General features: G+C 38.0%; 15 protein-coding genes and 1 tRNA gene. All 16 read right to left on the bottom strand.

Going from position 1 to position 15,838, the window contains the following annotated elements; genetic code table 11:
• Positions 1-46: 46 nt before the first annotated feature.
• Complete coding sequence (locus WMO38_RS09215) at positions 47-361, bottom strand: L7Ae/L30e/S12e/Gadd45 family ribosomal protein (RefSeq protein WP_021867140.1); 315 nt, start codon at positions 359-361, stop codon at positions 47-49.
• Positions 348-623 carry an RNase P modulator RnpM gene (gene rnpM, locus WMO38_RS09210; RefSeq protein WP_021867139.1) on the bottom strand — a complete coding sequence of 92 codons (276 nt, stop codon included), beginning with the start codon at positions 621-623 and terminating at the stop codon, positions 348-350. Before rnpM ends, WMO38_RS09215 begins: the two co-directional genes overlap by 14 nt.
• A gap of 35 nt (positions 624-658) precedes the next feature.
• A complete protein-coding gene (nusA, locus tag WMO38_RS09205) occupies positions 659-1,906 on the bottom strand; it encodes a transcription termination factor NusA (protein WP_021867138.1) in 1,248 nt (415 codons plus the stop codon).
• A 27-nt stretch (positions 1,907-1,933) separates the two neighbouring features.
• Positions 1,934-2,401: a ribosome maturation factor RimP gene (rimP, locus tag WMO38_RS09200; protein WP_021867137.1), complete on the bottom strand. Its 468-nt coding sequence runs from the start codon at positions 2,399-2,401 to the stop codon at positions 1,934-1,936.
• 121 nt (positions 2,402-2,522) lie between these two features.
• Positions 2,523-2,594, bottom strand: a tRNA-Glu gene (locus tag WMO38_RS09195).
• 166 nt (positions 2,595-2,760) lie between these two features.
• A complete protein-coding gene (locus tag WMO38_RS09190; protein WP_349162372.1) occupies positions 2,761-3,237 on the bottom strand; it encodes a COG2426 family protein in 477 nt (158 codons plus the stop codon).
• 108 nt (positions 3,238-3,345) lie between these two features.
• A complete protein-coding gene (locus WMO38_RS09185) occupies positions 3,346-7,902 on the bottom strand; it encodes a PolC-type DNA polymerase III (RefSeq protein WP_349162371.1) in 4,557 nt (1,518 codons plus the stop codon).
• Positions 7,903-7,951: 49 nt separating this feature from the next.
• Complete coding sequence (gene ispG, locus WMO38_RS09180; RefSeq protein WP_021867134.1) at positions 7,952-9,007, bottom strand: flavodoxin-dependent (E)-4-hydroxy-3-methylbut-2-enyl-diphosphate synthase; 1,056 nt, start codon at positions 9,005-9,007, stop codon at positions 7,952-7,954.
• 78 nt (positions 9,008-9,085) lie between these two features.
• Positions 9,086-10,465: an RIP metalloprotease RseP gene (gene rseP, locus WMO38_RS09175; RefSeq protein WP_021867133.1), complete on the bottom strand. Its 1,380-nt coding sequence runs from the start codon at positions 10,463-10,465 to the stop codon at positions 9,086-9,088.
• 1 nt (position 10,466) lies between these two features.
• Positions 10,467-11,609: a 1-deoxy-D-xylulose-5-phosphate reductoisomerase gene (locus WMO38_RS09170; protein WP_349162368.1), complete on the bottom strand. Its 1,143-nt coding sequence runs from the start codon at positions 11,607-11,609 to the stop codon at positions 10,467-10,469.
• A 17-nt stretch (positions 11,610-11,626) separates the two neighbouring features.
• Complete coding sequence (locus WMO38_RS09165; protein WP_349162367.1) at positions 11,627-12,436, bottom strand: phosphatidate cytidylyltransferase; 810 nt, start codon at positions 12,434-12,436, stop codon at positions 11,627-11,629.
• Positions 12,433-13,119 (bottom strand): undecaprenyl pyrophosphate synthase, encoded by a 687-nt coding sequence (gene uppS / locus WMO38_RS09160; RefSeq protein WP_349162431.1) that lies wholly within the window; start codon positions 13,117-13,119, stop codon positions 12,433-12,435. Before uppS ends, WMO38_RS09165 begins: the two co-directional genes overlap by 4 nt.
• Positions 13,053-13,415 carry a hypothetical protein gene (locus tag WMO38_RS09155; protein WP_349162366.1) on the bottom strand — a complete coding sequence of 121 codons (363 nt, stop codon included), beginning with the start codon at positions 13,413-13,415 and terminating at the stop codon, positions 13,053-13,055. The genes uppS and WMO38_RS09155 overlap by 67 nt, the downstream gene beginning before the upstream one ends.
• Before the next feature lie 118 nt (positions 13,416-13,533).
• Positions 13,534-14,085: a ribosome recycling factor gene (frr, locus tag WMO38_RS09150; protein WP_186837048.1), complete on the bottom strand. Its 552-nt coding sequence runs from the start codon at positions 14,083-14,085 to the stop codon at positions 13,534-13,536.
• Between the two features lie 29 nt (positions 14,086-14,114).
• Complete coding sequence (pyrH, locus tag WMO38_RS09145) at positions 14,115-14,822, bottom strand: UMP kinase (RefSeq protein ID WP_186837047.1); 708 nt, start codon at positions 14,820-14,822, stop codon at positions 14,115-14,117.
• Between the two features lie 21 nt (positions 14,823-14,843).
• The gene (locus WMO38_RS09140) at positions 14,844-15,659 is read right to left on the bottom strand and encodes a bactofilin family protein (RefSeq protein ID WP_296610743.1); all 816 of its coding nucleotides are present in this window, start codon (positions 15,657-15,659) and stop codon (positions 14,844-14,846) included.
• Positions 15,660-15,838 lie beyond the last annotated feature (179 nt).

Genomic DNA, 15,838 nt, shown 5'->3' with positions numbered 1-15,838 from the left:
TAACCTCTTTTCCGAATAACACAATGTTCTTAATTTAACATCTGCATTATTCCATACCAATTTCCAAGTGTTTTTGTATCTGCTTTCCAAAACCTTCATCCAAAACTGCCAGTGATGCACGAAACTCTTTTCCAATTGCATGACCAAGTGAAACTTTATCACTGTAAAATGCAATTGGAACTTTATAGAAAGTGCACATATCTGAAAACATTTTCTTTGTATTGTCTGAAGCATCTGATGCAACTACGACAAGAAATGCCTTTTTAGATTTCACTGCCTTTTCAGTTGAAAATTCACCGCTGGCAACTTTTCCCGCACGCTGTGCCAGTCCCAGCATCAGCAATGTTTTATCCTGCTTCAATATTCTCAAATACTCCTTTCAAATTATCATACACTTCCTTATCAACAGGCATTTTAAAAGAACGCTCAAGACCTTTATTTTCTATCGCTTTCTTTAAACATTGTGCATTAGGACATATATATGCACCTCTGCCATTTTTCTTGCCTGTATCATCAATTATAATTCCTTCATCTGTCTTTAAAATGCGTATAAGTTCTTTCTTATTCTTCATCATACGACAGCCGACACATTGTCTTTGTGGAATTTTCTTTGTTGTGCCCAATTTCATCACTCCCGGTTTTAAAGATTATGTCTATATTATTCGTTCACTTCGTCAGCGTCAGTCTCAGCCTGTGTATCTGTATCTTCTGAAAATACAAGCATATCATCATCTATATCTGTCTCATCATCTGATTCTGGCTTTGCACTATCTTCAATCTGTGATTCGCTCTTGATATCAATGCCATAGCCTGTAAGCTTTGCTGCAAGTCTTACATTCTGTCCGGCCTTGCCGATTGCAAGCGAAAGCTGCTGATCTGAAACAACAACTGTAGCCTTCTTGCCATTTTCATCATCACATGCTGATATAGATACAACTTTTGCAGGACTTAAAGCATTAACGATATACTGTGCAGGATTCTCATCCCATTCAATAATATCAATCTGCTCGTTGCCGAGTTCGTTTACAATAGCCTTAACTCTTGCACCGTTAATACCTACACATGCACCTACAGGATCAACATTAGGAACTTCTGCCTTAACAGAAATCTTTGTTCTTGAGCCTTCTTCTCTTGCGATGCTTACAATCTTAACAACACCGTCTTTAATCTCTGCAACTTCTTCCTCAAAAAGTCTCTTTACAAGGTAAGGTGTCTTTCTTGAAACACGTATTACGAGCGGACCAGACTTTTCTTTGTCAGCCTTAGGGTCGTTATTGTTATTCTTATTACCATTAGAAACTTCAAGAACATAAAGTTTGATTCTGTCTCCTCTCTGGTAATTCTCACCTTTAACACATTCATTTTTCTTTAATGTTGTCTGTGTTCTGCCAATATCAACAAGAATATTTCCCTTATCATCAATTCTCTGAACAATACCTGTTATAATCTCATGTTCTTTTGAATGATATTCATTATAAATAGCATTCTTTTCTTCTTCACGGATTTTCTGAACGATAGTTCCTTTAGCACTCTTAGCAGCTCTTCTTGAAAATTCTTCTGACTTAATCTCAACTCTTAATACATCACCAATCTGGCAGTCAGGCTTAATCTTCTTAGCATCTGCATATGAAATTTCCTTGCCATATACAAACTTTTCAGCTTCTTTCTTGCCGCGGTTTTCTTCCATCTCTTCCGCCGGTGTAACTGTATCAACAACTGTTCTGTTGGCATAGATATGGAAATCACCTGTAATTCTGTCAAGAACAACTTCACAGTTTTCAATTGTATTAAACTGGTTCTTAAACTCATCTTTAAGGGACTTCTCAATTGTATCAAGCATAACTTCCTTACTGATACCATTTTCTTTTTCCAACGCATTAAGTGCTGTAATTAATTCTTTACTCATTATTTCCTCCTTGTGCCTCAGGCAAACTTATTCACAAAATGCAAGTCTTATCATGGCAAGATTGCTTCTGTCAAATGTTTTTTGTGTATCATCATCCATCTTTATAGTAACCGTATCCTTGTCGTAAGAATCAAGAACTCCTGTAAATTCCTTACACTTATCAACCGGTTTATAAAGCTTTATGTCTATCAGTTTTCCAACGCTTCTCTTATAATCTTTTTCTTTCTTTAATGGTCTCATAAGTCCCGGCGAACTGACCTCAAAAATATACTGTTCTGAAATATAATCTTCTCTGTCAAGTATCTCGTTAAATGCCCTGCTTATAAGTTCACAGTCATCAACTGTAATTCCACCATCCTTGTCGATGTAAACTCTTAAATACCAGTCACTGCCCTCTTTTACAAATTCGACATCAACCAGTTCAAAATTGTTTGCATCAATTAAAGGCTGAATCAACTGCTCAGTTTTTGCCTCATAGCTTTCGCTTCTGCCCATTCATTCATCACCTGTCTTTCTATTTAGTTGTATGTAGTGTATTTGCTTCTGCCTGTTTTAATTCCAGGGCAAAAACGAAAGAGTGGACATAAGCCCACTCTTCCAAAACAAATATACACAATAGCTTATAGGGGAATCGAACCCCTGTTTCCGCCGTGAGAGGGCGGCGTCTTAACCGCTTGACCAATAAGCCGTAGCAATTACTTTCTTATAATACCATATTTTTATAATAATGCAAGCACTTTTTTTGTTTTTTTTGTACTTTTATAAATACAATCAGCCGGCAGTTAAATTTTCATAAAACACCGGCTGATTATATTTTAAATCAAATAATGTATTACATTCTAATGGGTTATATTCTATAAGAAACTGAAAATTGCTGTAAATACACCTGCACTTACAAGTCCCATAATTATTCCTGCCATAAGAACTCCAAGTAAAACAGCTATTACACTCTTCTTAAATCCCATATCAAGGAAACTTGCTGCAAGTGTTCCCGTCCATGCTCCCGTTCCCGGAATAGGAACGCCTACAAAAAGCATAAGTGCTACAAACAGACCGCTGCCGGCCTTTTCCTTTAGCTTTGCACCACCCTTGTGACCTTTTTCAATACAGAAAGTAAAGAACTTACCGATATATTTCTTATCAGCTCCCCACTCAAGGACTTTTCTTGCAAAAAGATATATAACAGGAACCGGAAGCATATTTCCTATTACACTTATGATATATGACTGAAGAAGAGGCAGCTGGAATCCCTGTGATATAGGAATCGCACCTCTTAATTCAACAAGAGGAACCATTGAAACAAAAAAAACTATAAGATATTTTTTTAACATATAAAAATATTTACTCCCTTCAAAAACGTTTTTTCAAACGATAACATATTAACTAAAAAAAATATAAAAAGCAATAGTTCTTTTCAATATATTACACATTTTCTTATTTTAGAAATCGAAAAGCGACAACTGATTGCTATCCGCCATACTCCCCAGTAGTCCCAAATCATTTAACTTATCTATTACCGTCTGTCCGACTTTTGCTCTTGCCCTCAAATCATCTTTTGAAAGAAATTCCCCGGCTCTTGCTGCAATCTCAATTCCTTCCCCGGCAACTTCACCAACCTTGTCTATGACTTTAAACGACGGCATAATCTTTCCATCGATAATCTGAAAACTTCTCGCCTTTGCCTTATATATGTCAATCGGCATGAAATCGTAGCCTCTTGCATACATTTCCTGGACAATTCTCATATCTTTTAACTCATCTTCCTCGGTATTTGTTATCGTTCCGAGCGATTTCTTATTTTTATAATCATCTATAAAATATTCCAGCTTATCGCGTCCCATTGCCATTTTTTCGTAATCAAACGCATTGGCTCTGATACTGAAATATGCACAGTAATAGGCAAGCGGATAGAATACCTTGCAGTATGCGACACGCCATGCCATCATAACATAGGCAGCAGCATGTGCCTTAGGGAACATATATTTAATCTTTTTACATGACCATATATACCAGTCTGGAACATCATGCTCACGCATTATAGTCTCCTGCTCCTCTGTAAGACCTTTACCCTTACGGACTTTTTCCATTATTGTAAATGCCGTCTCACTCTCAATGCCTTTCTGAATAAGATAAATCATAATATCATCTCTTGTACAGATTGCCGTTGAAATTGTAGCTTTTCCTTCCTTTAAGAGCACCTGTGCATTTCCAAGCCACACGTCTGTACCATGTGAAAGTCCTGCAATACGAACCAGATCAGAAAAATACTGTGGTTTCGTATCGATAAGCATCTGCATGGCAAAATCAGTACCAAATTCCGGAATTCCCAATGCACCAAGCTTACAGCCGCCTATATCAGCAGGCGTTATTCCAAGTGCACTTGTATCTTTAAAAAGTGACATTACCTCTTTTGAGTCAAGCGGAATTTCAAGCGGGTCAATTCCCGTCAGATCCTGTAACATCCTAATCATTGTAGGGTCGAGATGTCCAAGAATATCGAGCTTTAACAGGTTATGGTCGATACTGTGGTAATCGAAATGTGTCGTTACAATACTTGTTGTACAGTCGTTTGCAGGGTGCTGTACTGGCGTAAACGAGTGAATTTCGTCACCGATAGGCAGAACTACAATTCCTCCCGGGTGCTGTCCTGTTGTTCTTCGTATATCCACGCAGCCCTCGGCAATACGCTCTATTTCACATCTTCTTTTTACGATTGGCCTGCCCTCTTTTTCGGATTTATCCTTAAAATAGTTAAAAACATATCCGTATGCAGTTTTTTCGGCAACCGTACCGATTGTTCCCGCTTTAAATGTCTGCCCTTTTCCAAAAATAACCTCGGTAAACGAATGTGCCTTACTCTGGTATTCATTGGAAAAGTTAAGGTCGATATCAGGCTCTTTATTCCCTTTGAATCCAAGGAATGTCTCAAACGGAATGTCAAATCCCATTTTGTTAAGTTTGTGTCCACACCTCGGACATATTTTATCAGGCATGTCACAGCCAGCACCGCCAGCAAATTTCTTAACGTCTTCCGAATCAAATTCGTTATAGTAGCATTTTGGGCACAGATAATGAGGACTTAACGGATTTACTTCCGTGATACCGGCCATCGTAGCCGCAAATGATGAACCAACAGAACCTCTCGAGCCAACAAGATATCCGTCATCATTTGATTTCCATACGAGCTTCTGTGCAATTATATACATAACAGAATATCCATTACTGATAATTGAATTAAGCTCTCTGTCAAGACGCTCTTTTACTATTTCAGGCAGAGGGTTGCCGTAAAGCTCCAACGCCCTGTTTTCACATATCGTTCTTAACATCTGGTCAGAATTTTCAATTACCGGAGGTCTTTTATCAGGACGAACCGGAATTATATCTTCACACATATTAAGAATTTTATTTGTATTTTCAACAACAATTTCGTATGCCTTGTCGCTTCCGAGATAATCAAACTCATGCAGCATCTCTTCTGTTGTATGAAGATAAAGCGGAGCCTGGTTGTCTGCGTCATCAAAGCCCTTGCCAGCCATAATTATACGCCTGTAAATTTCATCTTCCGGATTAAGAAAATGCACATCACATGTAGCCACAACCGGTTTTGAGAACTTCTCACCGAGTGCAATTATTCTTCTGTTTAAATCTCTTAAATCTTCTTCATTTTTTACATAATAATCATCTTTTTCTATCATAAAACGGTTATTGCCAATAGGCTGTACTTCAAGATAGTCATAAAACGATACTATTCTTGCAATCTCAGCCTCGGAACGGCCGTTTACCATAGCTCGGAAAAGTTCCCCAGCCTCACATGCACTTCCTATAATAAGTCCTTCCCTGTATTTGTTTACAAGGCTTTTGGGAATCTTAGGAAAACGGCTGAAATACTGAAGATGCGATGCCGAAATAAGCCTGTAAAGATTTATTCTTCCCTGCTCGCTTGACGCAAGAATTATACAGTGATACTGATGAAGCTTTTTTATCGCCTCATCATCTAGTTTTCCTGCCTCATTTAACTTATCCAAGTCAAATATATCTCTTTCTTCAAGCATTTTTACCATTTTGAGGTAAATATATGCCGTAGCCTGTGCATCGTCTACAGCCCTGTGGTGGTTTTCAAGCGATACGGCAAGGTGCTTACAAAGCGTATCCAGCTTGTAATTATGAAGGTTAGGTATAACAAACTGTGCCAGAAGCACCGTATCCATTATTGTAGGGTCATATTTTATTCCAAGTCTTTCAGCGTTATTTATTATAAAGCTTGTATCAAACCCTGCATTGTGTGCAACCATGACGGCATCACCGCAGAATTCAAGAAATTCAGGAAGAATCTTTTCTATCGGTTCCGCTTCCATAACCATGGAATCGTTAATTCCCGTAAGTTTTTCTATTCTGAAAGGAATCGGAATCTTAGGATTTACAAATTTGCTGAAATTATCTACAATCTCACCATTTTTTATCTTTACGGCACCTATCTCGATAATTCTGTCAACTTCTGCCGAAAATCCCGTAGTCTCCAGGTCAAATACAACAAACGTATCATTGAAATTCTGGCCCATTGAATTAATTACAATCTGACGCGTATCATCTACAAGATAAGCTTCCACACCATATATTATCTTAAAATCAAGTTCTTCGCCCTTTTTCTTGTATTTGCCTTTCAAGTCTTCCATAGTGTGATAAGCGTCCGTAAACGCCTGCACAACACCGTGGTCCGTAATTGCAATTCCTTTGTGTCCCCAGCGGATTGCCTGTTTTATAATATCGGAAACAGATGAAACGCCATCCATGTCGCTCATTTTCGTATGGCAATGAAGCTCCACTCTTTTGTGAAGCGACAAATCGTTTCTCACTTCGCGGTTATCCTGCGATTTTCTGATACCCCACACGCTCGTAATTGAGATTTCCTGGTCATATCTGTCAAGTGCCGCAACACCCTTGACTTTTATAAAGTTTCCTTTTTTTATGTACTCTTTGACTTCAGGAAGCTGTGCATTTGCAATAAACATTTTAACGGTTATCGTATCCGTAAAATCAGTCAGGTCAAACATGAGAATTGTTCTTTCATTTCTTATTTCACGCTCGTCAACCTTTCTTATCATTCCCGCGATAACAATCTCGCCTAGTGCTGAATCCACCTGCTCTATAGGCATAGGTTCCTCGTCAAAATCTCTTCCATATAAAACATCCGGATTTGACGGCTTCTTTTTGTAATACTCGTTCTGGCTTCCCTTTTGTCCAAACTGGGTTCTGTTTTTGTCTCCAAACGATGATTGACGTGAATTCTCCTGTACTACACCATCATTTGACTTTGTACCTGATGATGCAGCATTTTCCGATTTTGAGCTTGTTGACGTTCCCTTTGAAAATGCTGTTTTTGAAGAATCCTCGTTCACTCCGTCGCCCGCTGCCTGTGCCGCCCTCATATTCTTTTCAATCTGTGCGACACGCAGATTCAGCTTATGCTCATTTTCAAGCTCGTAGTGACTTCCCTCTTTTTTTGCATATTTATATATAACATCAATTTCAAACCCAAAACGGTTCAAAAATATTTTTTTGAAATAATCCGCAAGCGTATCGGCATATGTCCTTGACAAAAATCCGTCCTCAAGAGTAAGCACAAGACAGTGTTCCCCATCAAATTCCCATTGTGAATTTTTCAACAGATTATATTCGAGAGTCCAATATTTCTCAAGTTCAAACAATATGCTGTCATAATATATTTCCATAATTTTGACAGGTGTGTACTGTTTTGAAAGTCTGTATCTGTCAATTATACGCACATCCATATTTTTCATGCGGAATATCTGCTTTTTCAAAGCGTCCTCCGCCTTGTATATTACCTGCTTGCTTATAAGCCGTTCACTGCTTAAATAGACACGTGCCAGAGAATTGGTAGATGTCTTTGATACACGGGTAACTTCCGTATCAGTAAGATAAACTCCTATTTCCTCCGGCACTTTAAGTGTATTAAACACTTCAAAAAATTTATTCAACTAAATAACACTCCTCTAAAGCATTTACATTAAAACATTCATATTTCTTTTAGTCATTCCAATGGTCAAGCTCATACTTTAATGTGTCAAGCAGCTCATTTTCAGCTACTTTACGCACAACTTCACCATGTTTAATAAGAACGCCACAGCCATCTCCGCCTGCAATTCCAAGATCTGCTTCTTTAGCCTCTCCCGGACCGTTTACAACACATCCCATAACAGCAAGTTTCAAATCAAGGTCATATCCTGCTGCCAGCTTTTCAACTCTTCCGGCAAGGTCGATAAGATTAATCTTTGTTCGCCCGCATGTAGGGCATGAAACAACTTCAATCCCACCTTTTCTCAACCCAAGTGTTCTTAATATAAGCTTTGCAGCTTCAATCTCTTTTACCGGGTCGTCTGTTAATGACACTCTTATTGTATCACCGATACCCTGATTAAGAATAAGTCCTAATCCTATCGCTGATTTGATACTTCCGGAAAATACTGTGCCTGACTCTGTTATTCCAACATGAAGCGGATGATTTGTCTTATCTGCAATAAGCTCATGTGCTTTTACGCACATCAAAACATCCGATGATTTGATACTTATAACAAGATTATCATATCCCAAATCTTCAATTATCTTAACTTTATCAAGTGCACTCTCAACGAGACCTTCGGCTGTAACACCATTATATTTTTCAATAAGGTCTTTTTCAAGAGAGCCGCTGTTTACACCGACACGAATAGGAATATTTCTTTCTTTTGCAGCATCTACGACCGCCTTGATTCTGTCTGTACTTCCTATATTTCCGGGATTGATTCTGATTTTATCGGCACCGTTTTCAATCGCCGCGATTGCCATTCTGTAATCAAAATGAATATCGGCAACAAGCGGAATATGGATATATCTTTTTATCTCGCGTATCGCATCTGCCGCCTCCTGCGTCGGAACCGTGCATCTTACTATGTCACAGCCTGCCTCTTCAAGAGCAAGAATCTGCTTTACCGTCTCTTTTACATTTTCAGTTCTTGTATTTGTCATGGACTGGATTGCGATTTTATTTCCGCCTCCGATTACACAATTACCGATTTTTACCGTTTTCGTATTATCTCTGTACATAAAAACTCCGTTTCCGGACAGTTATGATACCTTTGTGACAAACATACTGCCCTGTCAATACATTCTAAAACAAATATTTTAAAACAAATTAACTATATCTTTAAACATTATATAGACCATAAGAAGCATAAGAAGAACCATTCCGACAAAATGAACCATTCCCTCACGCTCTTTCTTTACAGGTTTTCCTCTAACCACTTCAATAAACATAAAAAGAAGTCTTCCGCCGTCAAGTGCCGGTAAAGGAAGGAGATTCATAACTCCGAGGTTAGCACTTAACATTACAATATACTGGAATATGTTAAGACACACATACCATGCCCCATCCGGCTTACTCTGTTCAACAACAGTATTAACTGAATCCACAACGCCCACCGGTCCTGATAAATCATTAATTCCAAGTTTACCTGTAAACATCATTCCTACACTTTTTACAACTGTTTCTATCCAGTATCCTACTTCTTTAAACGAGCAGAGTATTGTCTGTGCAGGGCTGACTTTTACACGATATCCATAGCTGTCAAAACCTGTATAGTATTCTTCGCTTTCAACGAGTGTTGGCGTAACTTTTAATGTAACATCCTGACCGTCGCGTTTTACTACCATCTCAATCTCTTTTCCGCCTGAATTATTAATTATCTGCGGAATTTTATTGTCATCCGTAGGCTTTACTCCATCAACTGAAACTATCACATCGCCTTTTTCAATTCCGGCTTTTGAAGCTGCCGAATTATCACTTACTGAGGCAACAAGTGTGTTGTCGCTAATAGTAATACCAAGTCTGTATACACTCAGTTTTCTGTACTCGGGTGTAACTGTTGTCGTATATTTCTGACCATCACGCTTATATGTTATATTCATTGTATCAGATGCATGATATGCCTGATAAAATGCATATTCCTTTGAAAATGCAATGCCGTTATTGTTAATTTTTGTTATCTCATCACCAACTTGAAGTCCCGCAGCTGCCGCCGGTGAACTATCCTCTACAACATCAACAGTACATGGATCTGTACCGACACTTCCAATTATAATAACAGCGAACACAAATGCAAGAAGAAAGTTAAATACAGGTCCGGCAGCTATTATTGCAATTCTTGACCACACTGTTTTAGCTGCAAATGCTTTGTCTGCATCATAATTTTTTAAAAGTTCTTCTCTTCTTTCTTTTGCAGGCAAATCATCTGAATCTTCATCTTCTCCATTTTCATCTTCACTGCCATCATCAGACTGTGTAAGCATGTCGTCTCCAAGCATTATACATGCACCACCGAATGGTATAAGCTTCAGACAGTATTCAGTATCTCCCTTTTTTATTCCGAAAAGCTTAGGTCCGAAGCCTATTGAAAACTCAACTACAGCGACTCCATTAGCCTTTGCGACTATAAAATGTCCAAATTCATGAATAAGGACAATAAGTCCAATCATGATAATTGCTATGATTATATTTAAAATCAAATCACCACCTGCTTTCAATCATTTCATATACAGTCTTTTCAGTCTCAAGAATCTGTTCAACTGTAGGATTGTCGATATACTTAATATTTTCCATGGCATACTCTATTATGTCATATATATCAAGATATTTTATCTTTTCGTCCAGAAATCTGCTTACTGCAAGCTCGTTGGCTGCATTCATTGCTGTAGGAATATTGCCGCCTCTTTCTGCTGCATTATATGCAAATTTAAGTCCCTTAAATGTTTCCATATCAGGTTTTTCAAATGTAATCTGTGCAAGTTCATAAAAATCAAGTCTTTTAGTATCGAGTATTCGTCTCTCAGGGTAATATAATGCATATTGAATAGGAAGACGCATATCAGGACTTCCAAGCTGGGCCATTACACCACCGTCAACAAACTGCACCATAGAATGAATTATGCTCTGTGGCTGGACTATAACCTGTACTTTATCAACAGGAACACCAAAAAGCCACTGTGCCTCTATGACTTCAAGTCCTTTGTTTACCATTGTAGATGAATCTATTGTGATTTTTCTTCCCATAGCCCAGTTTGGGTGTTTTAATGCATCGGCAAGTGTAACATTTTCAAGCTCTTTTCTTGTCTTTCCCCTGAAAGGACCGCCTGATGCAGTAAGAAGAATTTTATCAATCTGCCCCCTGTTTTCACCGTTAAGGCACTGGAATATTGCTGAATGTTCGCTGTCTACAGGATAAATTGATACATTTTTTTCTTTTGCAAGATTAATGATGATATGACCGGCTGTAACAAGTGTCTCCTTATTTGCCAGTGCAATATCTTTATGTGCATTAATTGCCGCTATTGTAGGTTCTATTCCCATCATGCCCACAACCGCAGTCACTACAATGTCAGCTTCATCTATTGTAGCTGCCTCAATAAGTCCTTCCATGCCATATACAATCTTAACATCCATATCGGAAAGGAGAACTTTCAGCTCTTTAGCCTTTTCCTGTGTTCCAACGCTTACAAGCTGCGGCTTAAATTCTCTGGCCTGCTCAGCTAATTCTTTTACTCTTGTGCCTGCAGCGAGAGCCACAACTTTTATATCATTATTTTTTCTTATAACATCTAATGTCTGTGTTCCTATTGAACCTGTTGAACCTAATAAAGATACACTTTTCATAATTATTCAAGCCTTTCTTACATTATGTGACTGATAAGGTAAACAGCCCAATATACAGCCGGAGCCGTGAATATCACACTGTCAAACCTGTCCATGATTCCGCCGTGTCCCGGAATAAGTTTTCCATAATCTTTTATATCATAATTTCTCTTGATTGCAGATGCAGCCAAATCTCCGATTATAGATAACAACGCTCCTATAAAACTTGCTATTGCAAATGTCCATACAGGATGCACAAATATGCCGGACATTCTTCCGCTTATTATAAATCCATAGATTATGCCCAGTAAAGTTGCACCTGTCACACCGCCAACTGCTCCTTCAACTGATTTTTTCGGAGAAAGCTTAGGTGCCATCTTATGTTTACCAAAAAGAACACCTGTAAAATATGCAAATGTGTCATTGCCCCATGATGATACAAATACAAGCCATACTATATATTTGCCGTCTCCAGCAACTCTAACTTTATATATATATGAAAGCATTACTGCAACATAAAATATTCCTGTAAAGACAAGCATTGCATCCTGCGATTTATATTTTGGAAATGTTATGACATATATTGTCATGATTGCCATAAGTCCAAATACAAAAACAAGCGTTTCAAGCTGCCATTTTCCAAGCCATACGCACACATAATATGCCACAGCTACAACATAGCCACAGATTCCAAGCAGCTTTTCATGTATACCGGCTGCCCTGTATAATTCATACATTCCGACAAGCGATATAAATGCACATAAAAGAAACAGATACCAGCTTCCTACATAAAGCGATGAAGCTGCAATTATTGCAAGAAATATTCCGCTTATAATTCTAGTTTTCACTTAGCATCCTCCTTAACGCCGCCAAAACGTCGTTCTCTTTTATTATATTTCTCAAATGCCTTTATAAGCTCTTCTTTGCTAAAATCAGGCCAGTATGTATCAGTAAAATAAAACTCCGTATATGCCAGCTGCCACGGAAGATAATTGGATAATCTCTGCTCACCGCTTGTTCTTATAAGAAGATCCGGGTCCGGAAGCTCCCGCGTATCAAGATTATCTGTAATAGTCTGTTCAGTAATATCATCCGGATTGATTTTTCCGGCCTTTACATCAGCTGCTATCTTTTTGACAGCTCTTGTAATCTCATCTCTTCCGCCATAATTAATAGCTATTGTAAAATTAAGTCCTGTATTATTCTTTGTCTTTTCTTCAAGATTTTCAATACTCTGTACTATATCAGGACTGAGTTCTTCTTTTCTTCCTATAACACGGCATCTTACATTATTCTTCATTGACTTTTTAACACAGTCTTTAAGATACCATCTCAAAATTCCCATAAGAGTTGAAACTTCTTCTTGTGAACGTTTCCAGTTTTCTGTTGAAAATGCATATACTGTAAAATACTTAACGCCAAGATCATCAACAATATTAAGCATATCTTCAACAACCTGGCTTCCTACTTTATGTCCATAAGTTCTGGGCATTTTTCTCTGTTTTGCCCAACGGCCGTTACCATCAAGAATAACAGCAACATGACCAGGTATTTTAAGTCCAAGTTCTTCATTAAAAAAATCCATGAATCCTCCTTGTTTTTGCGAAGCAAAAATCCGAGTCCTTTGACGAGGAGAGGATTTGCCTCCTTGTTTTTGCGAAGCAAAAATCCGAGTCCTTTGGCGAGGAGAGGATTTGCCTCCTTGTTTTTGCGAAGCAAAAATCCGAGTCCTTTGACGAGGAGAGGATTTGCCTCCTTGTTTTTGCGAAGCAAAAATCCGAGTCCTTTGGCGAGGAGAGGATTTGCCTCCTTGTTTTTGCGAAGCAAAAATCCGAGTCCTTTGACGAGGAGAGGATTTGCCTCCTTGTTTTTTCTAAAGAAAATCCGCAGGAGCCGGCACAACCTGCTAAAAGCTACCGGAATCCCACGGATTCACATATAAAAATTATACTGTAAGAATTTCTTTTGTTTTTTCTTCAACTGTTGCATCTATAATGCCAACATACTTATCTGTAAGCTTCTGAATATCATCTTCTGTTCCTTTAAGTTCATCATCTGATATTTCTCCTGCTTTATTCTGCTTCTTAAATAAATCATTCGCATCGCGTCTTACATTTCTGATTGCAACTTTGGCATTATCGCCTTTTTTCTTAACTTCTTTTGCAAGTTCCTTACGTCTGTCTTCTGTAAGTTCAGGGAAAATAAGTCTTATAACCTTGCCATCATTATTAGGTGTAATTCCAAGATCTGATACTAAAATTGCCTTTTCAATCTCTTTGATAAGACTGCTCTCCCATGGCTGAATCTGAATCATTCTTGCCTCAGGAACTGATATATTGGCAACCTGCTGAAGTGATGTTGGTGTGCCATAATAATCAACTTTAATCTTATCAAGAATGTGCGGATTAGCTCTTCCGGCTCTTATTGTAACATAATCTTCCTTTAATGCATCTACTGTTTTGCTCATCTTATTTTCAAATTCTTTAATATCACTCATTATCTCATCTCCATTTAATTTTATTTTATTTAATCCACTGTTACTACAGTACCATTAAATTTACCTGTCATGGCATTAAGAATGCTGTCTTTTTCATTAAGACCGAATATCATTAGCGGCATCTTATTTTCCATGCACATAACTGAAGCTGTCATATCGATAACTCCAAGTTTTTTATCAACAACCTCCTGAATAGGAAGTGTGTCATACTTCTTAGCAGCCGGGTTAATCTTAGGATCGCTGTCATACACACCATCTATTGCTTTTGCAAGAAGAATTGCATCTGCATCAAGCTCAATCGCACGAAGAACAATTCCTGTATCTGTTGAAAAATAAGGATGACCTGTTCCACCAGCAAAAAAAACTACCATGCCTTTTTCAAAATACTTATTTGCTCTGTCTTTTGAAAACAACTTAGTCATGCTGCCACATTCAAATGGTGTAAGAATATTTGTCTTAATTCCACATGATCTAAATATTTCAGAAACATATATACAATTCATAATTGTCGCAAGCATACCAATCTGGTCTGCTTTTGTCCTGTCAATATTATCATTAGAACGACCACGCCAGTAATTACCGCCTCCGATAACAACACCAACATCTATTCCTTTTTCAACTATCTTTTTAACCTGACGGGCAATATCTTCAATCAGAGCATCATCATATCCTGATTTTGCTTCTCCTGAAAGTGCCTCTCCGCTAAGTTTAAGTATAACTCTTTTAAGTTCCTTCATAACTATCTCCATCTCTGATTATTATTTTTCTAATGTATTTACATACTCATCCTTAATATCTGCACTTGATGACATCTTACCGGCTGCAATATTATCAAGAACATCATCGATATTTCTCTGTTCCGGCTCAGGCTGTGATTCCTTTTCAGCCACTGCCTCCTGCAAATTATCATCAGCAGCTTCTTCTTTTTTTTCAAATATCTGAGCTGTATTTATTTCAGAATAACATTGTGTACATCTTCCGTCAATAGTTGCACCGCTGTTAATCTGTAATGTCTGTGACTTAATATCTCCAATTATCACTGCTGTTGAATCTATAACAACAGGACCTTTCACATCTATATTACCTTTTACTGCCCCTGCAATAAATGTTGATGATGCTGTTATGTCGCCAATAACAACGCAATCCTTTAAAATATCAGCTGCTTTTTCTGATACAATATTTCCTTCAATTCTTGCACCGTCAGCCTTTACATTTCCCGCTTTTGAATTGCCTGTCAATATTCCTGTTATATTAAGAGCACCTGCACATGTAACATCACCTGTAACAGTTCCATATATATCAATTGAACCTGTAGAATCAAGGTTACCACTTACAGTTAAACCTTTTGTTATAACTGCAGTCTCTGCAGTTCCATCTTTCTCATCCTCACTCTTTGGTTCTTCAACGCCTACAGCTTTGCCCATCTCAATCTGTGCCGAAAGCTTTGCAAGTTCAGGATCTACTTTGCCACTCTGTCTGAGAGTATTAACCATCTCTTCATCAGAAGATGATTTTTTTGAAAAATCACTTGCTGTTTCATTTAAGTCTTCTTTGAAATCTTTAAAAAACCCCATCAGAATTTCCTCCTTAGGTTAAATGTATGTATAAGCACATCTTGAAATATTATAACATAATATTGTAAAATTGTGAAAGGTTTATATTCATAAAATATTATAAAACTATGAGAAACACGCTCCGCGAGTTTCTCAAGTTATCGCGGCAGTCGCCAAGGTCTCGTGCAAGCACGGACTTT

The organism is Lachnospira hominis (ex Hitch et al. 2025), assembly GCF_040096395.1.
Classification (GTDB): domain Bacteria; phylum Bacillota; class Clostridia; order Lachnospirales; family Lachnospiraceae; genus Lachnospira; species Lachnospira hominis.
The sequence above is the reverse complement of the archived record's forward strand: the minus strand, read 5'-3'. Positions and strand labels throughout refer to the sequence as shown.